The 26,423-nt window shown below is 54.2% G+C and carries 23 protein-coding genes; 3 read left to right on the forward strand and 20 right to left on the reverse strand.

Features of this window, described 5'->3' with window-relative positions; all coding sequences use genetic code 11:
* Window position 1: 1 nt before the first annotated feature.
* The 8 genes from menE to FEM44_RS01535 all read right to left on the reverse strand — a co-directional run bounded on the left by menE (window position 2) and on the right by FEM44_RS01535 (window position 7,897).
* Entirely contained in the window at window positions 2-1,357 is a 1,356-nt protein-coding gene (gene menE, locus FEM44_RS01500) for an o-succinylbenzoate--CoA ligase (protein ID WP_135521784.1), read from the reverse strand.
* On the reverse strand, window positions 1,354-2,316 hold the full coding sequence (gene menC, locus FEM44_RS01505) for an o-succinylbenzoate synthase (protein ID WP_135521782.1): 963 nt from the start codon (window positions 2,314-2,316) through the stop codon (window positions 1,354-1,356). Before menC ends, menE begins: the two co-directional genes overlap by 4 nt.
* Window positions 2,316-3,173: a 1,4-dihydroxy-2-naphthoyl-CoA synthase gene (gene menB, locus FEM44_RS01510; protein WP_000639996.1), complete on the reverse strand. Its 858-nt coding sequence runs from the start codon at window positions 3,171-3,173 to the stop codon at window positions 2,316-2,318. Before menB ends, menC begins: the two co-directional genes overlap by 1 nt.
* A 14-nt stretch (window positions 3,174-3,187) precedes the next feature.
* A complete protein-coding gene (menH, locus tag FEM44_RS01515) occupies window positions 3,188-3,946 on the reverse strand; it encodes a 2-succinyl-6-hydroxy-2,4-cyclohexadiene-1-carboxylate synthase (protein ID WP_135521780.1) in 759 nt (252 codons plus the stop codon).
* Window positions 3,943-5,613, reverse strand: a complete 1,671-nt coding sequence (gene menD / locus FEM44_RS01520; protein ID WP_138158848.1) for a 2-succinyl-5-enolpyruvyl-6-hydroxy-3-cyclohexene-1-carboxylic-acid synthase — start codon at window positions 5,611-5,613, stop codon at window positions 3,943-3,945. The genes menH and menD overlap by 4 nt, the downstream gene beginning before the upstream one ends.
* Before the next feature lie 88 nt (window positions 5,614-5,701).
* Window positions 5,702-6,997 carry an isochorismate synthase MenF gene (gene menF, locus FEM44_RS01525; protein WP_135521778.1) on the reverse strand — a complete coding sequence of 432 codons (1,296 nt, stop codon included), beginning with the start codon at window positions 6,995-6,997 and terminating at the stop codon, window positions 5,702-5,704.
* A gap of 78 nt (window positions 6,998-7,075) precedes the next feature.
* Window positions 7,076-7,381 carry a stress response protein ElaB gene (gene elaB / locus FEM44_RS01530; RefSeq protein ID WP_000070621.1) on the reverse strand — a complete coding sequence of 102 codons (306 nt, stop codon included), beginning with the start codon at window positions 7,379-7,381 and terminating at the stop codon, window positions 7,076-7,078.
* Window positions 7,382-7,435: 54 nt separating this feature from the next.
* Window positions 7,436-7,897 carry a GNAT family N-acetyltransferase gene (locus tag FEM44_RS01535; protein WP_135521776.1) on the reverse strand — a complete coding sequence of 154 codons (462 nt, stop codon included), beginning with the start codon at window positions 7,895-7,897 and terminating at the stop codon, window positions 7,436-7,438.
* Between the two features lie 64 nt (window positions 7,898-7,961).
* Here FEM44_RS01535 and rbn point away from each other — a divergent pair, with 64 nt between their 5' ends.
* On the forward strand, window positions 7,962-8,879 hold the full coding sequence (gene rbn, locus FEM44_RS01540) for a ribonuclease BN (RefSeq protein ID WP_135521774.1): 918 nt from the start codon (window positions 7,962-7,964) through the stop codon (window positions 8,877-8,879).
* Between the two features lie 121 nt (window positions 8,880-9,000).
* On the opposite strand, the gene FEM44_RS01545 is transcribed toward rbn, so the two are convergent.
* On the reverse strand, window positions 9,001-10,752 hold the full coding sequence (locus FEM44_RS01545; protein ID WP_135521772.1) for a vWA domain-containing protein: 1,752 nt from the start codon (window positions 10,750-10,752) through the stop codon (window positions 9,001-9,003).
* Window positions 10,753-10,889: 137 nt separating this feature from the next.
* Between FEM44_RS01545 and FEM44_RS01550 the strand changes: the two genes are divergently transcribed.
* Both FEM44_RS01550 and FEM44_RS01555 read left to right on the forward strand, forming a co-directional pair.
* Entirely contained in the window at window positions 10,890-11,861 is a 972-nt protein-coding gene (locus FEM44_RS01550) for a M28 family metallopeptidase (RefSeq protein ID WP_135521770.1), read from the forward strand.
* Window positions 11,862-11,963: 102 nt separating this feature from the next.
* Window positions 11,964-12,467 (forward strand): YfbM family protein, encoded by a 504-nt coding sequence (locus tag FEM44_RS01555; protein ID WP_131162037.1) that lies wholly within the window; start codon window positions 11,964-11,966, stop codon window positions 12,465-12,467.
* A 68-nt stretch (window positions 12,468-12,535) separates the two neighbouring features.
* Here the strand turns inward: FEM44_RS01555 and nuoN are convergent, their stop codons facing one another.
* The 11 genes from nuoN to nuoC form a co-directional block, all read right to left on the reverse strand.
* On the reverse strand, window positions 12,536-13,993 hold the full coding sequence (nuoN, locus tag FEM44_RS01560) for an NADH-quinone oxidoreductase subunit NuoN (protein ID WP_135521768.1): 1,458 nt from the start codon (window positions 13,991-13,993) through the stop codon (window positions 12,536-12,538).
* A 6-nt stretch (window positions 13,994-13,999) separates the two neighbouring features.
* Entirely contained in the window at window positions 14,000-15,529 is a 1,530-nt protein-coding gene (gene nuoM, locus FEM44_RS01565; protein WP_135521766.1) for an NADH-quinone oxidoreductase subunit M, read from the reverse strand.
* A 165-nt stretch (window positions 15,530-15,694) separates the two neighbouring features.
* The gene (gene nuoL / locus FEM44_RS01570; protein WP_135521764.1) at window positions 15,695-17,536 is read right to left on the reverse strand and encodes an NADH-quinone oxidoreductase subunit L; all 1,842 of its coding nucleotides are present in this window, start codon (window positions 17,534-17,536) and stop codon (window positions 15,695-15,697) included.
* Window positions 17,533-17,835 (reverse strand): NADH-quinone oxidoreductase subunit NuoK, encoded by a 303-nt coding sequence (nuoK, locus tag FEM44_RS01575; protein ID WP_000612644.1) that lies wholly within the window; start codon window positions 17,833-17,835, stop codon window positions 17,533-17,535. The genes nuoL and nuoK overlap by 4 nt, the downstream gene beginning before the upstream one ends.
* Entirely contained in the window at window positions 17,832-18,386 is a 555-nt protein-coding gene (nuoJ, locus tag FEM44_RS01580) for an NADH-quinone oxidoreductase subunit J (RefSeq protein WP_089582614.1), read from the reverse strand. The genes nuoK and nuoJ overlap by 4 nt, the downstream gene beginning before the upstream one ends.
* Window positions 18,387-18,397: 11 nt before the next feature.
* Entirely contained in the window at window positions 18,398-18,940 is a 543-nt protein-coding gene (gene nuoI, locus FEM44_RS01585) for an NADH-quinone oxidoreductase subunit NuoI (protein ID WP_000172749.1), read from the reverse strand.
* A 14-nt stretch (window positions 18,941-18,954) separates the two neighbouring features.
* The gene (gene nuoH / locus FEM44_RS01590; RefSeq protein ID WP_000118685.1) at window positions 18,955-19,932 is read right to left on the reverse strand and encodes an NADH-quinone oxidoreductase subunit NuoH; all 978 of its coding nucleotides are present in this window, start codon (window positions 19,930-19,932) and stop codon (window positions 18,955-18,957) included.
* A complete protein-coding gene (gene nuoG, locus FEM44_RS01595; RefSeq protein WP_135521762.1) occupies window positions 19,929-22,655 on the reverse strand; it encodes an NADH-quinone oxidoreductase subunit NuoG in 2,727 nt (908 codons plus the stop codon). The genes nuoH and nuoG overlap by 4 nt, the downstream gene beginning before the upstream one ends.
* 52 nt (window positions 22,656-22,707) lie before the next feature.
* On the reverse strand, window positions 22,708-24,045 hold the full coding sequence (gene nuoF / locus FEM44_RS01600) for an NADH-quinone oxidoreductase subunit NuoF (protein ID WP_000789507.1): 1,338 nt from the start codon (window positions 24,043-24,045) through the stop codon (window positions 22,708-22,710).
* Window positions 24,042-24,542: an NADH-quinone oxidoreductase subunit NuoE gene (nuoE, locus tag FEM44_RS01605; RefSeq protein ID WP_000545042.1), complete on the reverse strand. Its 501-nt coding sequence runs from the start codon at window positions 24,540-24,542 to the stop codon at window positions 24,042-24,044. Before nuoE ends, nuoF begins: the two co-directional genes overlap by 4 nt.
* 2 nt (window positions 24,543-24,544) lie before the next feature.
* Entirely contained in the window at window positions 24,545-26,347 is a 1,803-nt protein-coding gene (nuoC, locus tag FEM44_RS01610; protein WP_135521760.1) for an NADH-quinone oxidoreductase subunit C/D, read from the reverse strand.
* Between the last annotated feature and the right edge of the window lie 76 nt (window positions 26,348-26,423).

The raw sequence follows: 26,423 nt of genomic DNA on the forward strand, positions 1-26,423 counted from the left end.
ATTATTGCAGACGTTGCACCCACTCTTTTAGCGCCTGACGTGAAATCTTAATGCCGCCGTTTTTCAGTTCAGGCGGCAGCGTTAGCCAACGCACCGGTTGTTGAAAACGGGCCAGCTTATCTTTCACCCATTCGCTAAGATCAACGCTTTGCTGGTCATACTCCACCACTGCTACCGGACGATGACCAAACTCGTGGTCGGCAACGGGGACGATAAACACCTGCAAAACCGCAGGATGTGCGGCAATCACACGTTCGACTTCTTCTGGCTGAATGCCTTCGCCACCACTGAAGAACAGATTGTCTAAACGTCCGACAATGGTCAGCTTGCCATTATGCATCTCACCGCGATCGCGCGTGGCGTACCAGCCTTCGTCATTCACCAGCGGCACCAGTTGCCCGTTACGCCAGTAACCTTCTGCCATACTGGCAGCCCGCAGCCACACTTCATCGTTAACGATTTTCACTTCCCGACCGGGCAGCGGCGAACCGACGTCAGCCAGGCCGTCCGCTTCTTTCGCGCAAACCGTGGAAGCGAACTCCGTCAGACCATAGCCACAAAAGCAGCGAATCCCCTGCTCGCGCGCCTGTTCCGTCAACTCGACCGGGATCGCTGCGCCACCAAGCAACACCGCTTTCAGGGAAACTGAACTACGGTTAACCAGCAAACGCCAGAGCTGCGTCGGCACCAACGATGCGTGAGTACAACCTGCCAGCATTTGCTCCAGCGGTTGTTTATCGCGTACCGTCATCCGCGCACCAGCGTATAACCAGCGCCACATAATTCCCTGACCGGAGACGTGAAACAGCGGCAAAGAGAGCAGCCAGTCATCGTGCTCGCCAAATGGAATTAGCGATAACACCCCTTCGGCGCTGGCAAGATGGGCCTGATAAGTATGAACAGCGGCTTTTGGCAAGCCAGTGGAGCCGGAGGTCAATGTCATTGAGCACAGACGTGTCGGCTGCCACACAGCGGCATGTACACCTTCAACCAGCTGAATATGCAGCGACGTTAATGCCGGAAACGTGTTTTCCCCTTCCGGCACCAGCGCAAATTGCAGAGTGAGATTTGGCAGCAATTCTTCAAGCAACGGTTGCGGCAGTTGTGGATTCACGGGCAGCACACGCGCCCCGCATTGCAGTAACGCCAGCCAGGCGAGCAACGTTTGTGGCGTATTCCACGCCCGCAACATTACGCCGCTGCCTGCAACCACACCCTGCGCCGCAAAGCCTGAGGCTAACTCATCGACGCGAGCACAAAGCTCGCACCAGTTGAGTTGCTCGTCATTAAGACGTAAAGCGATGGCTTCTCCCCGCACCTGCCGCCAGTGACGCCACGGCCAGTCAGAGAAGATCATAACAGCCGCTCCAGTGCATCAACTTCCACTAATGGCAGTGGGCTACCCGGCCAGCGACGAACCTGCTGCGCCTGCATCAGATCCAGCGTATCCAGCCCCGGAATGGTCTCTGGCGTTAACCAGGCCGCAATCCGCGCCAGTTGCGTTAAGCCTAAGCTCGACTCGATGGAAGAACTGATCACCGCCGTCAGCCCCAGTGCGTGCGCGGCCTGCACCTGCTCGCGCACTTTCTCCAGGCTGCCCGTGAGCGTGGGTTTGATAACTACCGCGCGCACGCCCTCTTCCGCCACAAAGGCAAAATCCGGCTCGCGCAGGCTTTCATCCCAGGCAATGGCAATGCCGGTTTCACGGGCAAAGGCTCGCGAATCATCGCGGGTTTTGCACGGCTCTTCAAGAAAAGCGATACGGTGGCGATAATCCGGGTTAACGTATTTGGCAAACTGCTGGCCTTTCAGCGGCGTCCAGGCGCGGTTCGCGTCAAGACGCAAATGCAGATCCGGAATAGCCTCCAGCAAAAGATTGACCACCATGCCGTCGCGCACGGCTTCGTACAATCCCACTTTGACCTTCGCCACTTTCTCGCCAGGCATATCGGCAAGTTTGAGGATCAGATCGTCTGGATCGCCATTACACAGCGGCGCAGCACGGTAATTGGCCGCCTGCGGGAGCGTATCTGCCAGTTCAGCCAGCGCGCAGCTCACGCCAAAGGCGACGGAAGGCATCTGTGGTAGCTCGCAATCACCTGCCAACCAGCCATTTACCCAGGCAAGCAGCACACTTTGTGCCTCTTCCCAGGTTTCCTGACTGAAGCCCGGCAGTGGGGAGATCTCTCCCCACCCTTCGCGCTCGCCGTCGCGCAGGCAAACGTACAGCCCGTCGCGGGTTTTTAACCGCCTGTCGCGCAGAACCACCCCCGCGTCCATGGGGATCTGCCAGCGGTATACCTGCGCGCTACGCATTACGGATTCCGTTTAAATTTGCTGAAATCAGGCTGACGTTTCTGGTTGAAAGCGTTACGACCTTCCTGACCTTCTTCCGTCATGTAGAACAGCATGGTGGCGTTACCCGCCAGCTCTTGCAGCCCCGCCTGACCGTCACAGTCGGCGTTCAGTGCAGCTTTCAGGCAACGCAGCGCCATCGGGCTGTTTTGCAGCATTTCGCGGCACCAGCGGACGGTTTCTTTTTCCAGATCGGCCAGAGGTACAACGGTGTTAACCAGCCCCATATCCAGCGCCTGTTTTGCGTCGTACTGACGGCACAGGAACCAGATTTCACGCGCTTTTTTCTGCCCGACGATGCGAGCCATATAGGAAGCTCCCCAGCCGCCGTCGAAGGAACCGACTTTCGGGCCAGTCTGACCGAAGATGGCATTATCTGCCGCGATAGTCAGGTCGCACATCATGTGCAGAACATGACCGCCGCCGATGGAGTAGCCAGCCACCATCGCGACGACCGGTTTCGGGCAGGTACGGATCTGACGCTGGAAGTCCAGTACGTTGAGGTGATGTACGCCGGAATCATCTTTATAGCCGCCGTAGTCGCCACGTACTTTCTGGTCACCGCCGGAGCAGAACGCTTTATCGCCCGCGCCAGTCAGAATGATCACGCCGATGTTGTCGTCATAACGGGCATCTGCCAGCGCCTGGATCATCTCTTTTACCGTCAGAGGACGGAAGGCATTGCGCACCTGCGGACGATTAATGGTGATTTTTGCGATACCGTCGGTGGATTTTTCATAACGAATGTCCTCGAAACCTTCGGAGCAGTCGTGCCATTCAACCGGTGCGTAAAGCATTGCTTCATCAGGATAAATCATATTGTGTCCTTTAGTCAGAAACGCAAGATCTGCGCCAGACTTGCGATTACGCCAGCGGGATTTTCCCGATGCGCGTTATGTCCGGCGCGAGGAATGACATGGCAGTCGGCAGCCAGTTCCGCCGCCAGAGCGCGGAATTTGCTGTCACGTTCACCACATAAATAATAAAACGCAAATGTGCGGGCGCTAAGGTTAGCACGTAAATCAGGCTGGACGGCGAGAGAAGTGGCCTCCAGCATCGCGGCAAGGGTTGCGCCGTTATTGTTGCTGCGCAGCGCCACCAGCTCCCGGCGTTGATCATCATTGAGCGAGGCAAAAACAGGCTGTTGGTACCAGTCGGTAAACACCGCCGTTAATGGTTCTGTGCGAAAACGCTGCGCCCAGCGATGATCGGAAAGCTGACGTTCCGTGCGTTGTTCAGCATTTTGCAGCCCGGGATGCCCACCTTCGACAACTACCCCACTCAGCCCCGCCATCCCCTGACAAGCCGCCATCATCGCCACCCGTCCGCCGAGCGAGTACCCCACCAGCCAGAAGTTAAGGATGTTGTAACTAACAAGGGTTTTACGCAGTACGTCGGTGACATCATCAAATCCATCGACGCTAATTGCCGCCGAACCGCCGTGACCTGGGAGATCAACATACAACCGCGAGTAGTCGGCAAACGCCTCGCCCACTTTTTGCCATTCATGGCAATCGCCGGAAAAACCGTGCAAAAACACCAGCCAGGGTAAACCTGGTTTGCCGTGTTTTGCCTGCGCGTGCAGGATCATAAATGGCTTACCTGCGCCAGCAGTTGCTGGAGGGTTTGCGCACCATCGGTGTCGTTAACCACCATTTCAATTACCGTGGTGGTTGGAGTGCGCCAGGCGTCAGCAAGCGCCGTTTCAAGTTCCTGCCAGTTTTGCGGACGATGATATTTCAGGTCAAACATCGCGGCAGCGTGCTCAAAATGGACGTTTTGCGGCATCAGATAGAAACGCTCGCGCTCGCTTTTCGGCGTCGGCAACAGCGAGAAAATTTGCCCGCCGTTGTTGTTCACCACAATTAATACCAGCGGCGCGGAAACCTGACGCAATAGCGCCAGCGCGTTGAGATCGTAAAGAGCTGAGAGATCACCCACAATCGCCAGCGTCGGTTTACCACTCGCCCGCTGAACGCCTGCGGCGGTAGAGAGCAGCCCATCAATTCCGCTGGCCCCACGGTTGCTATATACCGGATAACCTGCCGGAAGTTGCGAGAGAGCATCGATCAAACGCACGACCAGGCTGTTACCGACAAACAGTTGCCCCTGTTCAGGCAAATAGTCGCTGATGCGATGCGCCAGTTGGGCTTCGCCAAACGCATCGCGACGGGCAACAACTGCCTGCATCGCCTGTTCAGCCAGACGCGGGATCTCCACGCACCAGGGCTGGCGTTTTTCAGCCGGATGCAACTCCAGCCAGTCGGCAATATTGGCGACCAGTCGACGTCCACGGTGGTGTGCCGGGTCAAGCTGCCCTTCGATGTTATCAACAATCCAGTACTCTTCTGGCTCACAACTCGCCTGCCATTGCAGTAACCGTTTGCCAGTCAGGCTGCTCCCCAATTGCACGACAATCTGCGCCTGCTGTAACTCACTCACCGCTTTGGCATTGCCTAACCAGAGATCGGCACACGGCAGCGGCTGCCCGGTTTGCGACAGCACGTCGCCAATCAGCGGCCAGCCAAGAGTTTGCGCCCACAGTGCAACTTTTTTGCCCTCTTCCGCACTCATGCGCCCTGCAACAACCACGCCGCGCTTTTGCCGCCAGAAGAACCAGTCGCGCTGTTTTTCGCTCTCAAGACGAGGCCCTTCACGCAGCCACGGTTTGTCGCCCTGCCACCAGTCGCCAAGACGTTGTTGCCAGCTAAGTCCGGTATCGTCCATCTCGCCATAAAGCGGTTCGGCAAACGGGCAGTTGATATGGACTCCACCCGCATGCAGCGTGCCTAAAGCGTGGTCGATAGTAGAAACCAGCCAACGGGCGGGAATATCCTGAGTCGGGCGCGGTAGTGAAATGCTATGCGTAGGATGAGAGGCGAACATACCCGGCTGACGAATTGCCTGATTCGCGCCGCAGTCAATCAGTTCCGGAGGACGATCGGCGGTTAACAGGATCAGTTTTTCTCCGGTTAACCCAGCTTCAATCAGTGCCGGATAGAGATTCGCTACCGCCGTGCCGGAAGTCACTATCACCGCCACCGGCTGTTTGCTGACCTTCGCCAGCCCCAGCGCCAGATGCCCCAGCCCACGCTCATCAAAATGAGTGTGATGAATGAATGCGGAATTTTCCGCCGCCGCCAGAGTTAATGGCGTAGAACGAGAGCCAGGGGCGATGCAGACGTGTCTGACGCCGTGACGTGTTAATGCTTCCAGAATGACCGCCGCCCAGCGTCGGTTAAATGCGCTTACTGACATGAGTTTGTCCGGTATCAATATTGCGGCTAAGTATAAGGAGCTACAAAAATAGATTATTGATATGAATCGGTAATGATGCGACTCATTACTATTCCAATTGTAATAAAGTGCGCAGTCCTGCCGCTTTGTTGTCGATTTCCTGCCACTCCAGTTCGGGGTCTGAGCCTCGGACAATACCCGCTCCGGCATACAATCGCACCACATTGCCACTGATTTTCGCCGAGCGCAGGGAAACGCAGAATTCGCTTTGTTGTAATGAGAGATAGCCCGCAGAACCCGCATACCATTCACGGGTAAACGGTTCGTGCCGGGCGATGAACTGCCGCGCCAATTCGCGCGGTAAACCTGCCACCGCTGCCGTTGGCTGCAACTGATGCAGACAAACCACATCATCTGCCGTATTAAGCGAGGTCCAGATACAGCGACGCAGATGCTGCACTTTACGCAGACGCAGTACCTGCGGCGGTAACACATCCAGCGTCTGGGTATCAGCCTGCAATCGTTGGCAGATATCCTCCACCACCAGCATGTTCTCGCGCTGGTTTTTATCATCTGCCATAAGCCACTCACCCAACTGCTGCGCCTGTTTATTATCAGGATGATTCGCTACCGTTCCCGCCAGAGCTTCGGTACGCAGAGCTTTGTCTCGCCGCCGCCATAGCCGCTCAGGAGATGAACCCAGGAACGCGCTTTCGCCATCAAAGGCCATGTAGAAATGGTAGCAGTTCAGGTTCAACCGACGGCTGGCAGCCATCATTGCCGCCGCGTTAACTGAATCGGAGAAATGCAGGTCGGTCGCCCGCGCCAACACCACTTTATCCAGTTCGCCTTCAGCAATGGTATCGGTCGCCAGTTTAATTAACCCCGTCCAACCTGGTTTGTCCGGCCAGTGATTTTCTTGGGTGATGGTTAAATGCAGAGCTGGCAACGGTTTAATGTTTGCCAGAGCAGCAATGTATTCCTTTGCCTGATGTGCGTCTTGCTGAAGGGAGTTTTCGCTGAAAAGGGTCAGTCGAAGGGTCGCTTTGCCTGCACAGCGTCGCCATTCCAACCGCGGGAGGAGTAAATTGCCCTGAGAAGGGTCAAACGCATTCAGCCCCCAGATACGTAAGTCGGTGTGATCCGGGTGTTGTCGGAGAAAACGCTGCGCCTGTGCCAGCGACGAAAAGCTGGCTATTGTACCCAGCACGGCAGCCTCTTCATCACCATTGCGTTGTTGCCAGTAAAATTGCGGATACATTTTCTGGCTGGCCAGCCAGCTTAAGGCATCAAAGGCGTCATTTAATGGGAAAGGAATGTCAAAAACCCGAATGCCGGGCGTCGCTGGAAACTCTTGCGACAGATGGCGCAATAGATTTTCCAGCGCCGTAGTAAGTGATTGCACGCGGACCTCTCCCTGTTAAAAGCCTCACATTATACGGGGTACTGCAAAAAAAATGCAGTACCCCAGTGTAGGGAGGTTTTAACGGCGTGCCAGCAACAGTCCTAATACCAAACCAACCGCAGCGCCAACGCCAATCCCCTGCCACGGTTTTTCATGAACGTAGTCGTCGGCACGATAAACCGCTTGCTTCGCCCGATAGTAATAGCTGTCTGAAGCCTGACTGACCCTTTTTTTCACATCATCCAGCGCCTTCTCTGCTCGCGCCTTTAGCTCAACATATTTCTGATCGGCGGGATCGCCAGAGGAACGTAGTACCTCTTCAAGTGTTTCACTCAGCAACGTCAGGTCGTCATCGATGCGTGTATCACCAAATTGATTAGACATTCTCGTTCTCCATTTGCTTAAAACCTGCCACTAACTATAGACAACGGTTATCGATTACGCCTGAACGACTTCGCGCGCCATTCCGATATGCGGAATACCATCTTCCTCGTAAATGTCGGTCACAGGGATGAAACCAAATTGCCCATAAAAGTTTTGTAAGTGCGCCTGCGCTCCCAGATAAATCGGCTTCTCCGGCCAGTGGCGAGTACACGATTCCAGCGCCTTACTCATCAATTGCTGACCGATTTTTTCGCCGCGTAAGTCCTCGCTGACAATCACCCGACCAATCACGACGGGTTGCAGTTCATCGTCACTTTTCAGAATCCTCGCATACGCCACCAGTGTCCCGTTATGCCAACCGAGAATGTGGCGATTTTCTCCCTCCAGATCGTCACCATCGATATCCTGGTAAGGACAGTTTTGTTCCACTACAAACACTGCACAACGCAGTTGTAATAAGGCATAAAGCTGAGAAACCGATAATTCAGAGTGATGAAGATCTTGCCAGTCGATCATGGAAGGCTCCTTTGTGCTGTTTGCTTTATACTAGCCGGAATATTTTCAGCAGCGTGATGATCTCATGGAATTAATTTTTTTAGGCACTTCGGCAGGTGTTCCGACCCGGACACGTAATGTCACAGCAGTATTGCTTAATCTGCAACATCCGACCCAGGCCGGACTTTGGTTATTTGACTGTGGCGAAGGCACTCAACACCAAATGCTGCACACGGTGTTTAATCCCGGCAAACTGGACAGGATTTTTATTAGCCATCTTCATGGCGATCATCTTTTCGGTCTGCCCGGTTTGCTGTGCAGTCGTTCCATGTCAGGCATTGTGCAACCCTTAACCATTTATGGTCCGAAAGGTATCCGTGAATTTGTTGAGACAGCGTTACGCATTAGTGGCTCGTGGACCGATTATCCACTGGAGATTATTGAAATTAGCGCAGGCGAAATTCTTGATGATGGCCTGCGAAAGGTAACGGCATATCCGATGGAACATCCGCTGGAATGTTACGGCTATCGCGTAGAAGAACATGATAAGCCTGGTGCGCTGAATGCCCAGGCATTAAAGGCCGCAGGCGTACCGCCAGGCCCATTGTTTCAGGATTTGAAAGCCGGAAAAACTGTCACACTGGAAGACGGTCGGCAGATTAACGGCGCTGATTACTTAGCCGCGCCTACACCAGGTAAAGCGATCGCCATTTTCGGCGATACTGGTCCTTGCGATGCCGCGCTGGCGCTGGCTAAAGGTGTCGACATAATGGTTCACGAAGCGACTCTGGATTTGGCGATGGAGGCCAAAGCCAACAGTCGCGGCCACAGCTCCACACGCCAGGCGGCGGCACTGGCCCGTGAAGCTGGTGTCGGTAAGCTAATCATTACCCATGTTAGTTCGCGCTATGATGATAAAGGCTGTCAGCACTTGTTACACGAGTGCCGGACGATTTTCCCGGCAACTGAACTGGCGAGCGATTTCGCGGTGTTTAGCATTTAAGTCGAAAGCGGTGGCTAGTTGGCAGATTAATTTAATGATGCCAACGCACTTATTTGACGTATTTTTCATCTGTTTGCCGAATACGCTTGATGTCGATATCCGGCAAACAGATTTATCATTTTTAGTTTTGTGAATTGTCCAGACCTTCCGCCAGCCCAATCAGGCGAATAAATTCCGCTCTGTAGCCTTGTTGATCCGGTCCTTTCGCTTGCCGCGCCCACTGTTCGATCTGCTGCCAGGATGTTTTATTCAGGTATTCAGAACCGCGCAATTTTTGCCCAAACGCAGCGACTGCTGCGCGAAAACGCATATCTTCTGAAGGTGCGTTTATTGTGGGTGCCAACGGGAATTCAACTAACTGACTTTCTTTTCCCTGCGGGTATTTCCAACGAATCTTTAACCAGGCCAGTTCTTTCGCTTTATCTGATTTCGCTGATTTGTTATCCGGGGCATAGCGTAGCTTATCAATTGATGCTTTTTGCCCACTCAGCGTTAATTCGAATAACAACGTTATATGTTTACCTGCGCCAATATCCCCCGCATCAACGTTGTCGTTATTAAAATCCTCCGCCCGAAGTTGGCGCTTTTCATAACCAATCTGACGGTATTCCGTTACCCACGCGGGGTTAAACTCTATTTGCGCTTTGACATCTTTTGCTACGGTAATCAACGTCTGCCGCATTTCACTGTTCAACACTTTCTGCGCTTCAGAGAGGGTATCAATGTAGCTGTAGTTGCCGTTACCAACATCGGCAATTCGCACCATCATTGCCTCGTTGTAATTGTCATCCCCCACGCCAAGCGTCGAAAGAGTAACACCGGACTCCCGCTGTTTTTTGACCATTGATTCAATCGATTTTGGATCGTCAATGCCAACGTTAAAGTCACCGTCAGTGGCCAATAAAATGCGATTGATGCCGCCCTTAATAAACCCCTTCGCCGCCTGATGATAAGCCAGTTCCAGCCCGGCACCGCCATTGGTACTGCCTTCCGCATCCAGCGAATCAATCGCGGCATTAATTTCTGACTTGTGATTCCCTGAGGTAGAAGGCAACGCAATACGGGAGTCGCCAGCGTAGGTCACGATGGCAATGTTATCCTGCTCACGAAGTTCTTTGACCAATAATTTCAACGAAGACTGAATAAGTGGCAAACGTTCATCAGAAATCATTGAACCAGAAGTGTCGATAAGAAAGACCAGATTAGAAGCTGGTAACTCTTCACTTTTGCGATCTTTCGCCAGGATATCAACTTTCAGCAATGTTCGCTGCTCATTCCAGGGTGCAGGTGCCAGTTCGTAGCGCATAGCGAAAGGTATTGGCTTAGTGGCGGGAATAGATTGTTTGTCTTTGATATTCCAGTCAGACGGGAAATAATTCACCATCTCCTCCACCCGCACTGCATCTGGCGGAGGCAACTGCCCTTGATTGAGGAAACGCCGTACATTTGCATAGCTGCCGGTGTCGACGTCAAGGCTAAACGTCGCCAACGGGTTTTGCGCTACCTGCTTAACCGGATTATCATCGAACTGCTGGTAGCGAGCTGTTCCTGGATTTGCAATACGTGTAGCTTTTGCTTTAGCTGCTCTTTCAAATGTTGGCGCTTCCTGCAATCGCCCCTGCAAAGCCTGTTTGTCTGAGGATTGTTGCGCTTCATGCTGGGCTAAGGTTTTTGCTTTCGCGTCTGCAGCGGCTTTAGCGGCGGCGGCTCTTTGCTCCGCCACTTTTGTTGCCGCTTGTTGCGCAGCAAGTACTTGTTGGTCTGTGGGTGTAGTAGATTGTTGTTGCTGACTTTCCTTATCATCAGATTCCGGCCCACATCCTGACAAAATCAAACTACTAATAAGCAACATGATTATATTTTTATTTCGCATATAAAATCCTTTTAAATAAACTCAGCCACCAGACATAAAATAGACTCTTTGTATAATCCGACCAACCTTAATAAAATACAATCTCGAAACCCATAACAAATAATGATTCAACAACGAAACCTATTAATAATTTGCATATGAAAAAAATAACTTTTTCTTTTTTTATATTATTCCTGCTTTCACTTCCTCTGATTGTTTTTTATCAACCCTGGGTCAATGCATTACCGCCAACGCCCCAGCACGCAAGTCCCGAGCAATTAGAAAAAACAGTTCGCTATTTTACACAAACTGTGCATCCACGTAGTGCCGACAATATTGATAATCTGAATAGATCCGCAGAGTATATAAAAGAGGTCTTTGTCAGTAGCGGTGCCAGAGTTACCGTGCAGGACGTCCCCATTACTGGTGGCCCCTACAAAAACATTGTTGCTGATTATGGTCCTGCCGATGGACCGCAGATTATTATTGGTGCGCACTATGACTCTGCCAGCAGTTACGAAAACGATCAATTAACCTATACGCCGGGCGCGGATGATAACGCCAGCGGCGTGGCAGGATTACTCGAACTGGCACGTTTGTTACAGCAGCAAGCGCCGAAAATAGGTGTGCAACTGGTCGCCTATGCGTCGGAAGAACCGCCCTTCTTTCGTAGCGATGAAATGGGGAGCGCGGTACACGCCGCTTCGCTTGAGCGTCCGGTGAAATTAATGATAGCGCTGGAGATGATTGGTTATTACGACTCCGCACCCGGAAGTCAGGATTACCCTTACTCTGCAATGTTCTGGCTTTATCCCGACCGTGGTGATTATATTGCTGTCGTCGGCAGAGTGCAGGATATCAGCGCTGTGCGTCAGGTAAAATCTGCGTTGTTATCAGCAACAGAGTTGCCTGTTTATTCTATTAATGCGCCTGGTTTTATTCCCGGTATCGATTTCTCCGACCACCTAAATTATTGGCAACACGATATTCCCGCCGTAATGATTACTGACACCGCTTTTTATCGTAATAAACAATACCACTTGCCCGGTGATACCGCAGACAGACTCAATTATCAGAAAATGGCTCAGGTGGTGGATGGCATTATAACCTTGTTGCAAAACAGTAAATAATAAAAATTTCTCGAGGAGGATCCAGAAAAAGCAACATGCACATTTTATTTTCCCTCGTCTGTTTTAAGATGCGAAAAATTAAATTCAACGGAGGAAAAACAAATGGGAATGATTGGCTATTTTGCAGAAATTGACTCAGAAAAAATTAACCAACTGCTTGAGTCTACTGAAAAACCTTTGATGGATAATATACATGACACGCTTTCAGGTTTACGCCGTCTGGATATTGATAAACGCTGGGATTTTTTACATTTTGGCCTGACGGGTACATCTGCATTTGACCCCGCGAAGAATGACCCGCTAAGTCGCGCAGTGCTTGGTGAACACAGCCTCGAAGATGGCATAGATGGTTTCCTGGGATTGACCTGGAATCAGGAGTTAGCCGCGACAATCGACCGACTGGAAGCTCTGGATCGAAGTGAGCTGCGTAAACAGTTTTCCATTCAGCGACTCAATGAAATGGAGATTTATCCGGGAGTGACCTTTTCAGAAGAGTTAGAGGGGCAACTCTTTGCTTCGATCATGCTTGATATGGAAAAGCTGATTAGTGCGTATCGACGTATGCTGCGGCAAGGGAATCATGCGCTGACGGTTATTGTTGGGTGATGGTGTCAAAGGCACCATAAAAAAACCGCCGAACATGTCGGCGGCTTTCTGACTTACGAACTGACTGCTTACATCAGCGGCATTGCCAAACGCACAATACTAATCAACGGTTGTGGCCATACACCCAGCACCAGAACCAGCAGTGCAGAGATCAGCACCACGATACCGCCTGCGCTGTACTGCCAGTTTGATGGTGCATCGCGACCCGGTTGTTCCGGGGCGTGAAGATACAGGCTCACCGCCACACGCAGGTAGTAGTAGAGGCCGATTGCCGAACCAACAACCACGGCACCCACCAGCCACCACAAGTGTGCCTGGACACCGACCGCCAGCACGTAGAACTTACCGATAAAGCCCAGCGTCATCGGGATACCGGCCAGAGACAGCATCATCACCGTCATCACCGCCGCGAGGATCGGACGATGCCAGAACAGTCCGCGGTAAGAGAACAGGGAATCAGCATCCGGGCCACGATACGGGCTGGACATCAGGCTGACCACACCGAACGCGCCGAGGCTGCTGAACAGATAACCGGCGAGGTAAACCCCTACCGCTTCCATCGACATCTCGCCGGTTTGCAGCGCAATCAGCGCCACCAGCAGATAGCCGAGGTGAGAGATAGACGAGTAACCGAGCAGACGTTTGATGTTGGTCTGGCTCAGCGCCATCAGGTTACCGAAGATGATGGAAGCAAAGGCGATAATCGCCAGCACCACGCGAATCGCTTCGCTGTCACCCACCGGTGCGTAGAGGAACAGACGCATCACCACACCGAAGATAGCGATTTTACTCGCCGTCGCCAGGAAAGTGGAAACCGGCGCAGGCGCGCCCTGGTATACGTCTGGCGTCCACAGGTGGAACGGCACCAGAGAGAGTTTGAAGCCGAGGCCAACAATTATCAGGCCGAAACCTGCCAGCAACAGCGGCTCGTTGAGCATACCGTCGCCGAGGTTTTTACCCAGCGCGACAAACGACAGGTCGCCAGACTGCGCATACACCAGCGCCATACCGAACAGCAGGAAAGAAGACGCTGCGGCAGAAAGAATGGTGTATTTGATACTGGCTTCCAGCGAACGTTTCTGGCGGAAAGCGTAACCGACCAGGCCAAACAGCGGCAAAGAGATCAGTTCGATACCGAGGAACAAAGACGCCAGATGGTTGGCATTCGCCAGCAGGATCCCGCCCAGGGCGGCAATTAACACCAACAGGTAGAACTCGTCCTTGTTGTCGTTATAGCCTTCAAGCCACGGGTAGGCGAAAGTACAGGTGGCGAGGCTCGCCAACAATACCAGCCCGGTGTAAAGCATGGCGAAACCATCAACGCGCATCAGCGGCGTAACGTCCATAGCGCCCGCCTGGCCGACAAACCAGAGCGAAACCAGCGCCGCGTTAAGCCCAATAACCGAGAGCGTAGCGTTGAGGAAATGATTGCGTCGCCACGCAATGGAGAGCATCACAACCACCACCGTCAAGCCGACGATCAGCAACGGTAGCAGTGCGATCAGGTTTTGTGGAGTTATTGTCATGGCGATTTACGGCCTTGTAGTAGTAACGGAATTAACAAACCACTGCTGGATATTGCCAATCGCGGAGTGCGAGGTATCCAGAATCGGCTGCGGATAGAAGCCCAGCAGTACCAGCAGCACCACCAGCAACAGGATCATAAACAGCTCACGCAGCGACATCCCTGGCAGTTCCTGGCTGGCAATCTCGCTTTTCGCTTTACCGAAGTAAGCGCGATGCAACATCGCCAGCGAATAAACAGATGCAAAGACCAGCCCAAAGGTAGAGATAACGGTAATCACCGGGACAACCTGGAAGCTGCCGAACAGAATCATAAATTCGCCGACGAAGTTACCGGTGCCAGGCATCCCAAGCGTTGCCACCGCAAAGAACAGCGACAGTGCTGGCAGCCATTTCATCTTGCTCCACAGACCGCCCATCATGCGCATGTCGCGGGTATGGATACGTTCATAAAGCTGACCGCAGAGAATAAACAGACCCGCCGCCGACAAGCCGTGCGCAATCATCTGGATTACCGCGCCCTGGTAGGCCAACTGGCTGCCGGTGTAGATAGCAATCAGCACGAAGCCCATGTGGGAAACCGAGGTGTAGGCGATCAGACGTTTGATATCGGTCTGGGCGAAGGCCATCCACGCACCGTAGAAGATGCCGATAACCCCCAGCCACATAGCGATTGGTGCAAACTCTGCCGACGCGTTCGGGAACAGCGGCAGGGAGAAACGCAGCAGACCGTAAGCGGCGGTTTTCAGCAAGATCCCTGCGAGGTCCACGGAACCAGCGGTCGGTGCCTGGGAGTGCGCATCTGGCAGCCAGCCATGCAGCGGAACCACCGGCATTTTCACCGCGAAGGCGATGAAGAAGCCCAGCATCAGCAGGTATTCCACGCCGTTAGACATCGGCGTATTCAGCAGCTCTTCATAGTTGAAGGTCCAGACGCCAGTCGCATTGTAGTGAACAAAAACCAGCGCCAGGATGGCGATCAACATCACCAGACCACTCGCCTGGGTATAAATGAAGAACTTGGTTGCCGCCGTGATACGCGTTTTACCGTCAGAAGCTTTATGCCCCCACAGTGCGATCAGGAAGTACATCGGCACCAACATCATTTCCCAGAAGAAGAAGAACAGGAACATGTCGATGGCAAGGAACACGCCGATAACGCCGCCCAGGATCCACATCAGGTTGAGGTGGAAGAAGCCCTGATATTTTTCGATCTCGTTCCACGAACAGAGTACGGCCAGCACGCCGAGCAAACCGGTCAGCACGACCATCAGCAGCGACAGACCGTCGATGGCGAGATGAATAGAGATACCAAAACGCGGGATCCACGGCATGTCGAATTCAGACTGCCACTGCGGAATTCCGGCGGATTGCGTCAGTGAATAACCGCCCTGCAACCACAGTTGCAGCGACAGCGCCAGCGTCAATCCCATGGTGATCAGCGCTACCCAGCGCGGCACCTTGACGCCAAAGCGTTCGGTCTGCCAGCACAGGAAGCCGCCAATAAAGGGAATTAATATTAGCCAGGGTAGTAACATGGCGATCTTTATTCCTTGTAAAAGTCCCGTCAGGACCGGATTTTCAACGAATTCTCACGACAGAAAATTCTCTTCGGATTGTGGTTGTAGTGTCGGATGCGCCGCGAAGATGGCTTATCCGACCTACGTTCTTATATGCCCACGGGCAAGCCCACAATCCTTAACTCAACGCAGTACCATCAACAGTGCCAGCACCACGACCGCACCGATACTCATGGATGCCACATACCAGCGCAGGTAGCCGTTCTCGCTTAACAGCAGACCTTTACCTGCAAAGCGGGAAAGAACCGCCGGAATGTTCATCATTGAGTTCAGCGGATCGCGTTTCAGCAACCAGGCAATACCCAGGAACGGCTTGACGAACACTTTGTCGTACAGCCAGTCAAAGCCCCAGGCGTTGTACCACCAGGTACTCAGCAGGCGGCCCGGCGCACTGTTGGCGATGGAGGTCACCAGAGTACGTTTACCCAGCCACAGCCAGGCTGCCAGCAGAATGCCGACCACCGCGACCACGCCAGAGGTAATTTCCAGGGTCAACATGCTGCCGTGCGCCAGCTCCGTCGTTTGCGGAAGCACGCCCTGCAGCGGCGGTACAATCAGTGCGCCAACGAAGGTGGAAAGGATCAGCAGCACAATCAGCGGCAGGCTGTGAGTTACCCCTTTCACGGCGTGAGCGTGAATTTGTTCTTTTCCGTGGAAGACGATGAAAATCATACGGAAGGTGTAGAGCGAGGTCATAAACGCACCGACCAGACCTGCCACCATCAGATTGATATGACCATTAGCCATCGCACCCGCGAGGATCTCATCCTTACTGAAGAAGCCCGCAGTGACCAGCGGCAGTGCCGACAGTGCTGCGCCGCCCACCAGGAAGCAGAGATAAACCAGCGGAATAGATTTACGCAGACCGCCCATCTTGAAGATGTTCTGTTCGTGATGGCAGGCCAGAATGACGGAACCGGATGCCAGGAACAGCAGCGCTTTAAAGAACGCGTGGGTCATCAAGTGGAAAATCGCCGCATCCCATGCCTGCACGCCAAGCGCGAGGAACATGTAGCCAATCTGGCTCATGGTAGAGTAAGCGAGAACACGTTTGATGTCGGTCTGTACCAGCGCGGCAAAACCGGCCAGCAGCAGCGTAACCGCCCCAACAATGCCCACCAGATGCAGAATTTCCGGCGTCATCAGGAACAGGCCGTGGGTACGGGCGATCAGGTAGACACCCGCGGTTACCATCGTTGCGGCGTGGATCAGCGCGGAGACAGGCGTCGGGCCCGCCATCGCGTCGGCAAGCCATGTCTGCAACGGCAACTGCGCAGATTTACCGACCGCACCGCCCAGCAGCATCAGCGTCGCCCACATCAGCATGTTATTGCCGTCAGCAAAGTGCGCAGGCGCCAGTTCCACCATTTCGCGGAAGTTCAGCGTACCCAGCTCGTTGTAGAGAATGAACAGCGCGAAAGCGAGGAACACGTCACCCACACGGGTCACGACAAACGCTTTCATTGCCGCTGCGCCATTCTTCGGATCGGTGTAATAGAAACCGATCAGCAGATAGGAGCACAGGCCCACGCCTTCCCAGCCGAGGTACATCAGCAGCAGGTTGTCGGCGAGAACCAGAACCACCATGCTGGCGATGAACAGGTTGGTGTAGGCGAAGAAGCGAGAGTAGCCCTCTTCACCGCGCATGTACCAGGAGGCGTACATGTGAATAAGGAAACCCACACCGGTGACCACCGAGAGCATGGTCAGCGACAGACCGTCCAGCACCAGGTTAAAACCGATGTTAAAGTCGCCTACCGACATCCACGTCCACAGCGGCTGGCTGTAAGCCTGCTCGCCGTTAGCGAAGAAGTCGACGCCAATAAAGGCAGTTACCAGCGCCGCCAGGCCCACAGAGCCAACGCCGACGATCGCCGAGACGTTTTCAGACCAGCGCCCACGGGAGAACGCCAGCAGGACGAAGCCAATCAATGGCAAAATTATGGTTAAGGCAAGCATGTTCATCCGCGCATCTCACTTACTGAATCGATGTTCAGGTTCTGGCGACGACGGTGAAGTTGCAGCAGCAGCGCAAGGCCGATACTCGCTTCTGCCGCCGCGAGGCTGATGGCGAGAATGTACATCACCTGACCGTCGGTCTGGCCCCAGTAGCTTCCGGCGACCACAAAGGCCAGCGCGGAGGCGTTAATCATGATTTCCAGGCCAATCAGCATAAACAGCAGATTGCGACGGATAACCAGACCGGTTAAGCCAAGAACGAATAAGATTGCCGCGAGGATCAGTCCATGTTGTAAGGGGATCATGCGTGCTCCTCCGTTTTTCTTTTCGCGCTGTCGTCTTTACGATTGCTCAGCACTTCACCCACACGCTCTTCACGACCGACGTGGAAGGCCACAACCAGACCAGCCAGCAGCAGCATAGAAGCCAGTTCCACCGCCAGTACGTAAGGCCCGAACAGCGTAATACCCACTGCTTTAGCACTGATTGGCGTACCGTCGATACCCTGATCGTTAACACCGAGGATGGCGTAAACGATCACCACCAGCATGATGGCCGACAAAATTGCCGGACCAATCCACACCTGCGGTTTCAGCCACTGGCGTTCCTGTTCGATTTCTGAACCGCCCAGGTTGAGCATCATCACCACAAACACGAACAGCACCATAATGGCACCCGCGTAGACGATTATTTCCAGCGCACCGGCGAAGTAAGCGCCCAGTGAGAAGAACACCCCGGAAATCGCCAGCAGCGAAATAATCAGGTACAGCAGTGCGTGTACCGGATTGGTATGGGTGATCACTCGCAAGGTCGCAAGTATGGCTATCAGGCCACAGATATAAAAAGCGAACTCCATTGCCCCTCTCCTTACGGTAACAGGCTCTTGACGTCGATAGGCTTGGCTTCGTTCTCTGCTTCGCCCTTATCTTTGCCGTCGATTGCCATACCTGCCATCCGGTAGAAGTTATATTCCGGGTATTTGCCCGGACCGGAGATCAGCAGATCCTCTTTCTCGTAAACCAGATCCTGGCGCTTGTATTCCCCCATTTCGAAATCCGGGGTTAACTGAATCGCCGTGGTCGGACAGGCTTCTTCGCACAGACCACAGAAAATGCAGCGTGAGAAGTTGATGCGGAAAAATTCCGGATACCAGCGACCGTCTTTGGTTTCTGCTTTTTGCAGCGAGATACAGCCAACCGGGCAGGCTACCGCGCAGAGGTTACAGGCTACGCAACGCTCTTCGCCGTCCGGGTCGCGGGTCAGAACGATACGACCACGATAACGGGGCGGCAGATAGACCGGCTCTTCCGGGTACATTCGCGTTTCGCGTTTGGCGAACGCGTGCAGGCCGATCATCCAGATGCTACGAACCTGGGTGCCGAAACCTACTAACAATTCTTTTAAGGTCATGGTCTTATTGCCCCTTATTGCGCCTGCCAGAGAATGACAGCCGCCGTTACCAGCAAGTTGATCAGCGTCAGCGGCAGGCAGATTTTCCAGCCGAAGGACATTACCTGGTCATAACGCGGACGTGGTAACGACGCACGAATCAAAATGAACATCATCATAAAGAACGCGGTTTTCAGCGCGAACCAGATGAATGGCGGTAACAACGGGCCTTGCCAGCCACCGAAGAACAGCGTCACCATCAGTGCAGAGATGGTCACAATCCCGATGTATTCACCCACGAAGAACAGACCGAACTTCATACCGGAATATTCAATGTGGTAACCATCTGCCAGTTCCTGCTCGGCTTCCGGCTGGTCAAACGGGTGACGGTGACACACCGCCACGCCCGCGATGGCAAAGGTAATAAAACCAAAGAATTGCGGGATGACGTTCCACACATGCGCCTGGCTGTTGACGATGTCGGTCATGTTGAATGAACCGGCCTGCGCCACCACGCCCATCAGGGAAAGCCCGAGGAACACTTCGTAGCTCAGGGTCTGCGCAGAAGCACGCATCGCACCCAGCAGCGAGTATTTGTTGTTACTTGACCAGCCCGCAAACAGCACCGCGTAAACCGCCAGACCTGCCATCATCAGGAAGAACAAAATCCCGATGTTCAGGTCGGCAACCACCCAACCCGGACTGACTGGCACAATTGCAAAGGCCAGCAGCAGCGAGGTAAAGGCAATCATCGGTGCCAGGGTAAAGATGACGCGATCCGAGAATTTCGGGATCCAGTCTTCTTTAAAGAACATTTTGATCATGTCCGCGACCAGCTGGAGCGAACCGCCCCAGCCAACACGGTTAGGTCCGTAACGGTTCTGGAACAGACCCAGCAGGCGACGTTCGCCAAAGCTCATGAATGCCCCGCAGGTGACAACCACCAGCAGGATCACCACCGCTTTGAGGATGGTCAGCAGGATCTCAATCAGTTCCGGTGATAACCAACTCATTGTTGTGCCTCCTTGAGATCCTCAAGATGCGCGCCAGCCAGCACCGGAGCAATGCCGGACATCCCCATCGGCAAGCCCACCTGCCCTGCCGTCAGCCCTTCGGCAATTTCAACCGGCAGCGTGACCGTGTTGCCATCGTAGCTAAAGGAGACGCGTGTCCCCGCATTCACGCCCAACTTCGCGGCATCTGCCGGGTTGAGTTTGATGTACGGCTGCGGCATACGGCTCTGGAAGACCGGAGCACGCTGTGACAATTCATCGCTGCCAAACAGGTGGTAGTACGGCGCGATACGCCATTTCCCGTCCTGCGGCTGGAAGCGTGCCGGTACGCTGGTGAAGTAATCCAGACCATTTTCGCTGGTTTCAAACAGACGCACGCCGGGATCGCCAAAGCGCAGTTTGCCGCCCACTTCGTCCTGGAATTTGTTCCACGCCTGCGGGGAGTTCCAGCCCGGCGCCCAGGCAAACGGCACTTGTGAACGGTGCGCGGTTGGCTGGTTGTTACCTTCCATCGAGAAGGTGAACATGGTGTCGATATCCTGCGGCTGACGCGGCTCATGAACGCTGATATTGGCGCGCATGGCGGTACGACCGCTGTAACGGTGCGGCTCACGGGCCAGTTTCTGCCCACGAATGCGGAATGTCGCATCCGGCGCAGCATCTTTGATACCTGCCAGTTCCGGGATTTTCGCCACAACGGCGTCAATCACGTGGTCGAGCTGCGTCCAGTCCACTTCACGGCTCAGCAAGGTGCTGTGCAACGAGTGCAGCCAGCGCCAGCTTTCCAGCATCACAGTTTTGCTGTCGTAATAGGACGGGTCGTAAACCTGGAAGAAACGTTGGGCGCGGCCTTCGTTATTAATTACCGTACCGTCGCTTTCAGCAAAGCTGGCAGCGGAAAGCACCAGATGGGCGTTTTCCATGATCGCTGTGCGTTGATGGTCAACCACCATCACCAGCGGCGCTTTAGCCAGCGCAGCATTCACGCGGGTAGCGGAAGCGTGACGATGCAGATCGTTTTCCAGCACCACCACCGCGTCGGCGCGTCCGGTTTCCAGTTCGGTTAACGCTTCTTCAAGCGAACCGCCGCCCATAATGCCCAGCCCCATGCTGTTGACGGAACGGGCAATCATGGTAATACCGACGTCAGCGCCGCGACCTTTCAGGGCTTTCGCGACGTTAGCCGCAGCCTGAATCACCTCTAAGCTACCGGCGTTCGTCCCGGAGATAATCAACGGTTTCTTCGCACCAGCCAGTGCCTGCACGATGACGTCGATTTTGCTTTGCAGCTCAGGCTCAATACCGTCAACCGCTGGCGCGGAGTTATCCAGCGCATGGGCGATGGCAAAACCTAAACGCGCCTGATCTTCAACCGGTGCGCGGTAAGTCCACGCCGCGATATCATCCAGACGGGTGTCATCAACGTTGGTAACAAACAGCGGATGCTTCGCACGTTGGCCGATGTTAAGAATTGCCGCAATCTGCCAGTCAGCCACTTTCTGTGCTGCCGCCATTTCGCGCGCTTTACCTTTCACCGCCTGACGAACTGCCAGCGCGACGCGCGCGCCGGTCTGGGTAACGTCTTCGCCCAGCACCAGTACCGCATCATAAGATTCGATTTCGCGCAGTGCCGGCGTATAAATGCCGCCTTCACGCAGCACTTTCAGCGCCAGTTGCAGACGTTCCTGCTCACCGTGAGCGATACCGGTATAGAAGTTTTCTTTACCCACCAGCTCACGCAGCGCAAAGTTACTTTCCACGCTGGCTCGCGGAGAACCGATGCCGATCACTTTCTTCGACTGACGCAGAATATCTGCTGCGCCCTGCATTGCCTGTTCGGCGTTGAGGGTAATGAAATCATCGCCACGACGCTGTACTGGCTGACGCGGACGATCTTTCAGGTTGACGTAGCCGTAACCGAAACGACCACGGTCGCAGAGGAAGTAGTGGTTTACCGTACCGTTGTAACGGTTTTCGATACGACGCAGTTCGCCATAACGCTCGCCGGGGCTGATGTTACAGCCGATGGAACATTGCTGGCAGATGCTCGGCGCAAACTGCATATCCCATTTACGGTTGTAACGCTCGGAGTGCGTTTTGTCGGTAAATACGCCGGTCGGGCAAATTTCGACCAGATTACCGGAAAATTCGCTTTCCAGCGTGCCGTCTTCCGGGCGACCGAAGTATACGTTGTCGTGCGCACCGTAAACGCCCAGATCTGTACCGTCAGCGTAATCTTTGTAGTAACGCACGCAGCGGTAGCAGGCGATGCAGCGGTTCATTTCGTGAGAGATGAATGGCCCCAAATCCTGATTACGGTGGGTACGTTTGGTGAAACGGTAGCGACGGAAGGTATGCCCGGTCATCACGGTCATATCCTGAAGATGGCAGTTACCGCCCTCTTCACATACCGGACAGTCGTGCGGGTGGTTGGTCATCAACCACTCGACCACACTTTCACGGAACTGTTTCGCTTCTTCGTCGTCAATGGAAATAAAGGTGCCATCGGAAGCCGGTGTCATACAGGACATCACCAGGCGACCACGCGTGTCTTCCGCGTTTTGGTATTGCTTCACCGCACACTGGCGGCAAGCACCGACGCTTCCCAGCGCCGGATGCCAGCAAAAGTAAGGAATATCAAGGCCCAGAGACAGACAAGCTTCCAGCAGGTTGTCCGCTCCGTTGACCTCGTATTCTTTGCCGTCTACATGAATTGTAGCCATTAGCATGCTTCCAGTTTTCTCGGTCAGGGACCGAGCGTTAATCGAAATTCGGTTACCAGCGCTCTTTCAGCAGGTTCGGCTGAATCCCATTAATCAAATGGGTATTGCTGAACGGCTGTTTGATTCCCGCCTCAAATTCTTCGCGGAAATATTTGATGGCGCTCTGTAACGGCTCCACTGCACCAGGTGCGTGGGCACAGAAAGTTTTACCCGGGCCTAAGAATCGACACAGTTGCTCAAGTGTTTCGATATCGCCCGGCTGACCTTCGCCACGCTCCAGCGCACGCAGAATTTTCACGCTCCACGGTAGACCGTCGCGGCACGGCGTACACCAGCCGCAGGACTCACGGGCGAAAAACTCTTCCAGGTTACGCACCAGCGACACCATGTTGATCTCATGGTCAACCGCCATCGCCAGCGCCGTACCCAGACGGCTTCCCGCTTTACCGATACTTTCGAATTCCATCGGCAGGTCAAGGTGCGCTTCGGTCAGGAAGTCGGTGCCCGCGCCACCTGGCTGCCAGGCTTTGAATTTCAGGCCATCACGCATTCCACCGGCGTAATCTTCAAGGATTTCACGCGCAGTAGTACCGAACGGCAGTTCCCACAGACCCGGATTTTTCACCCGACCGGAGAAGCCCATCAGCTTGGTGCCAGCATCTTTACTTTTCGAGATGTTCTGATACCACTCCACGCCGTTAGCGAGGATCGCCGGAACGTTACACAGAGTTTCAACGTTGTTAACGCAGGTCGGTTTGCCCCATGCACCGGAGGTTGCCGGGAATGGCGGCTTTGAACGCGGGTTAGCACGACGCCCTTCCAGGGAGTTGATTAACGCTGTTTCTTCGCCGCAGATGTAGCGCCCTGCCCCGGTATGGACGAACAGTTCGAAATCGAAACCTGTTCCCATAATGTTTTTGCCAAGCAGCCCTGCTTCGGTGGCTTCGGCAATGGCACGACGCAGATTCACTGCCGCTTCGATATACTCGCCACGCAGGAAGATGTAGCCACGGTAAGCTTTCAGCGCAAACGCGGAGATGAGCATACCTTCCACCAGCAGGTGCGGCAGTTGCTCCATCAGCAGGCGGTCTTTATAGGTGCCCGGCTCCATTTCATCGGCGTTACACAGCAGGTAACGGATGTTCATGGATTCGTCTTTCGGCATCAGGCTCCACTTAAGGCCAGTCGAAAAGCCCGCGCCGCCGCGCCCTTTCAGACCAGAGTCTTTAACCTGATTAACGATTTCGTCCGGAGACAGCCCAGTCAGCGCCTTACGCGCGCCTTCGTAACCGTTTTTGCTGCGATATTCGTCCAGCCACACTGGCTGTTTGTCATCGCGCAGACGCCAGGTCAGCGGATGCGTTTCGGGAGTACGGATAATGTTTTTCATTTATACCGCTCCAGCAGTTCAGGGATCGCTTCCGGGGTCAGATGCGCGTGAGTATCCTCATCGATCATCATGTTTGGCCCTTTATCACAGTTCCCCAGGCAGCAGGTTGGCAGCAGCGTAAAGCGGCCATCAAATGTCGTTTGCCCTGGTTTGATGTTCAGCTTTTTCTCGAGCGCCGCCTGAATGCCCTGGTAACCATTGATGTGACAGACCACGCTGTCGCAATAACGGATCACATGGCGGCCTACTGGCTGACGGAAGATCTGGCTGTAGAACGTTGCCACACCTTCGACGTCGCTCGCCGGAATACCCAGCACATCGGCGATCGCGTGGATCGCGCCATCCGGCACCCAGCCACGCTGCTTCTGAACGATTTTCAGCGCTTCAATGGACGCCGCACGCGGGTCTTCGTAGTGGTGCATCTCGTGCTCAATCGCTTCACGCTCTGCCGCACTCAGCTCAAAAGCCTCGGTTTGTGGTTGTTGATTCTCGTGCATAATTAGCGGTCCACATCTGACATAACAAAATCGATACTGCCCAGATAAACAATCAGGTCAGACACCAGGCTGCCGCGGATCGCCGCCGGAATTTGCTGCAAATGCGCATAACTCGGCGTGCGGATACGAGTGCGATAACTCATGGTGCTACCGTCGCTGGTCAGGTAGTAACTGTTGATCCCTTTGGTCGCCTCAATCATCTGGAAGGATTCATTGGCAGGCATCACTGGCCCCCACGACACTTGCAGGAAGTGGGTGATCAGGGTTTCGATATGTTGCAGCGTGCGCTCTTTCGGCGGCGGCGTGGTCAGCGGGTGATCCGCTTTGAACGGGCCTTCCGGCATGTTGTTGAGGCACTGCTCAAGAATGCGCAGACTCTGGCGCAGCTCTTCCACTTTAAGCATTACGCGGGTGTAGCAGTCAGAAACACCACCACCAACCGGGATTTCAAAGTCGAAGTTTTCATAGCCAGAATAAGGACGCGCCTTACGCACGTCGAAGTCGATCCCGGTGGCACGCAGGCCAGCACCGGTGGTGCCCCACTCCAGCGCCTCTTTCGCGCCATAAGCAGCAACGCCTTTGGAACGGCCAATCAGGATGGTGTTACGCAGCGCGGCTTTCTCGTAAGAAGCCAGACGTTTCGGCATCCAGTCAAGGAACTCACGCAGCAGGCGATCCCAGCCTCGCGGCAGGTCATGCGCTACGCCGCCGATACGGAACCATGCCGGGTGCATACGGAAACCAGTAATCGCTTCCACCAGATCGTAAATTTTCTGACGATCGGTAAAGGCGAAGAACACGGGCGTCATCGCGCCGACGTCCTGAATAAAGGTGGAGATGTACAGCAGGTGGCTATTAATACGGAACAGTTCGGAAAGCATTACGCGAATGACGTTAACGCGATCCGGCACGGTGATCCCGGCCAGTTTCTCTACCGCCAGTACGTAAGGCATTTCGTTAACACAGCCGCCGAGGTATTCGATACGGTCGGTATACGGAATGTAGCTGTGCCAGGACTGGCGCTCGCCCATTTTCTCCGCACCACGGTGGTGGTAGCCGATGTCTGGTACGCAGTCGACAATCTCTTCACCATCGAGTTGCAAAACGATACGGAAAGCCCCGTGCGCCGACGGGTGGTTCGGGCCGAGGTTGAGGAACATGAAGTCCTCGTTTTCGGTGCCGCGCTTCATCCCCCACTCTTCCGGCTTGAAGGTCAGGGCTTCCATCTCCAGATCCTGTTTGGCTTTGGTCAGCTCAAACGGCGAGAATTCGGTAGCGCGCGCCGGGTAATCTTTACGCAGCGGGTGACCTTTCCAGGTTTGCGGCATCATGATGCGGCGCAGGTTCGGGTGACCGTCGAAAGTAATGCCAAACAGATCCCAGGTTTCACGCTCATACCAGTTAGCGTTCGGGAACAGTTTGGTAAAGGTCGGTACGTGCAGGTCGTTTTCTGCCAGCGCCACCTTCAGCATGATGTCGCGGTTACGATCGATAGAAATCAGATGGTAGAAAACGGAAAAATCCGCGGCGGGTAACCCTTCGCGGTGTGTGCGCAGACGTTCGTCCATGCCGTGTAAGTCAAACAGCATGACGTAAGGTTTCGGCAGTTTCTTTAAGAAATCGCCCACTTCCAGTAATTGTTCACGCTTGATCCACACAACGGCAACCCCGGTGCGAGTCGCCTGAACAGTAAAGGCATCCGGCCCAAAACGGTTGCGCAGTTCGCCAATCACCGGATCATCAAGATGATCGCGGGTCTGCCAGGCGGGTTCTTGCGCGGTTAAGTCGGTCATATTGTTCACCATTGCAAATGGTCCGTGGTGACTGTCGGCGCAGTAAGCTTCGCGAAATAGATTTAGGAATAAGCGAAGAAAAATCCCT

Source organism: Escherichia sp. E4742, assembly GCF_005843885.1.
Classification (GTDB): Bacteria; Pseudomonadota; Gammaproteobacteria; order Enterobacterales; family Enterobacteriaceae; genus Escherichia.

What these genes read in the sequence shown, in the direction of transcription:
- elaB (WP_000070621.1), bottom strand. Translation starts at nt 7,381, where the DNA reads ATGTCTAATCAATTTGGTGATACACGCATCGATGACGACCTGACGTTG.
- nuoE (WP_000545042.1), bottom strand. Translation starts at nt 24,542, where the DNA reads ATGCACGAGAATCAACAACCACAAACCGAGGCTTTTGAGCTGAGTGCG.
- nuoL (WP_135521764.1), bottom strand. Translation starts at nt 17,536, where the DNA reads ATGAACATGCTTGCCTTAACCATAATTTTGCCATTGATTGGCTTCGTC.
- rbn (WP_135521774.1), top strand. Translation starts at nt 7,962, where the DNA reads ATGGAATTAATTTTTTTAGGCACTTCGGCAGGTGTTCCGACCCGGACA.
- menC (WP_135521782.1), bottom strand. Translation starts at nt 2,316, where the DNA reads ATGCGTAGCGCGCAGGTATACCGCTGGCAGATCCCCATGGACGCGGGG.
- menE (WP_135521784.1), bottom strand. Translation starts at nt 1,357, where the DNA reads ATGATCTTCTCTGACTGGCCGTGGCGTCACTGGCGGCAGGTGCGGGGA.
- nuoH (WP_000118685.1), bottom strand. Translation starts at nt 19,932, where the DNA reads ATGAGTTGGTTATCACCGGAACTGATTGAGATCCTGCTGACCATCCTC.
- nuoI (WP_000172749.1), bottom strand. Translation starts at nt 18,940, where the DNA reads ATGACCTTAAAAGAATTGTTAGTAGGTTTCGGCACCCAGGTTCGTAGC.
- nuoN (WP_135521768.1), bottom strand. Translation starts at nt 13,993, where the DNA reads ATGACAATAACTCCACAAAACCTGATCGCACTGCTACCGTTGCTGATC.
- nuoJ (WP_089582614.1), bottom strand. Translation starts at nt 18,386, where the DNA reads ATGGAGTTCGCTTTTTATATCTGTGGCCTGATAGCCATACTTGCGACC.
- FEM44_RS01555 (WP_131162037.1), top strand. Translation starts at nt 11,964, where the DNA reads ATGGGAATGATTGGCTATTTTGCAGAAATTGACTCAGAAAAAATTAAC.
- nuoK (WP_000612644.1), bottom strand. Translation starts at nt 17,835, where the DNA reads ATGATCCCCTTACAACATGGACTGATCCTCGCGGCAATCTTATTCGTT.
- nuoG (WP_135521762.1), bottom strand. Translation starts at nt 22,655, where the DNA reads ATGGCTACAATTCATGTAGACGGCAAAGAATACGAGGTCAACGGAGCG.
- menD (WP_138158848.1), bottom strand. Translation starts at nt 5,613, where the DNA reads ATGTCAGTAAGCGCATTTAACCGACGCTGGGCGGCGGTCATTCTGGAA.
- menH (WP_135521780.1), bottom strand. Translation starts at nt 3,946, where the DNA reads ATGATCCTGCACGCGCAGGCAAAACACGGCAAACCAGGTTTACCCTGG.
- FEM44_RS01545 (WP_135521772.1), bottom strand. Translation starts at nt 10,752, where the DNA reads ATGCGAAATAAAAATATAATCATGTTGCTTATTAGTAGTTTGATTTTG.
- FEM44_RS01535 (WP_135521776.1), bottom strand. Translation starts at nt 7,897, where the DNA reads ATGATCGACTGGCAAGATCTTCATCACTCTGAATTATCGGTTTCTCAG.
- menB (WP_000639996.1), bottom strand. Translation starts at nt 3,173, where the DNA reads ATGATTTATCCTGATGAAGCAATGCTTTACGCACCGGTTGAATGGCAC.
- nuoC (WP_135521760.1), bottom strand. Translation starts at nt 26,347, where the DNA reads ATGGTGAACAATATGACCGACTTAACCGCGCAAGAACCCGCCTGGCAG.
- FEM44_RS01550 (WP_135521770.1), top strand. Translation starts at nt 10,890, where the DNA reads ATGAAAAAAATAACTTTTTCTTTTTTTATATTATTCCTGCTTTCACTT.
- nuoM (WP_135521766.1), bottom strand. Translation starts at nt 15,529, where the DNA reads ATGTTACTACCCTGGCTAATATTAATTCCCTTTATTGGCGGCTTCCTG.
- nuoF (WP_000789507.1), bottom strand. Translation starts at nt 24,045, where the DNA reads ATGAAAAACATTATCCGTACTCCCGAAACGCATCCGCTGACCTGGCGT.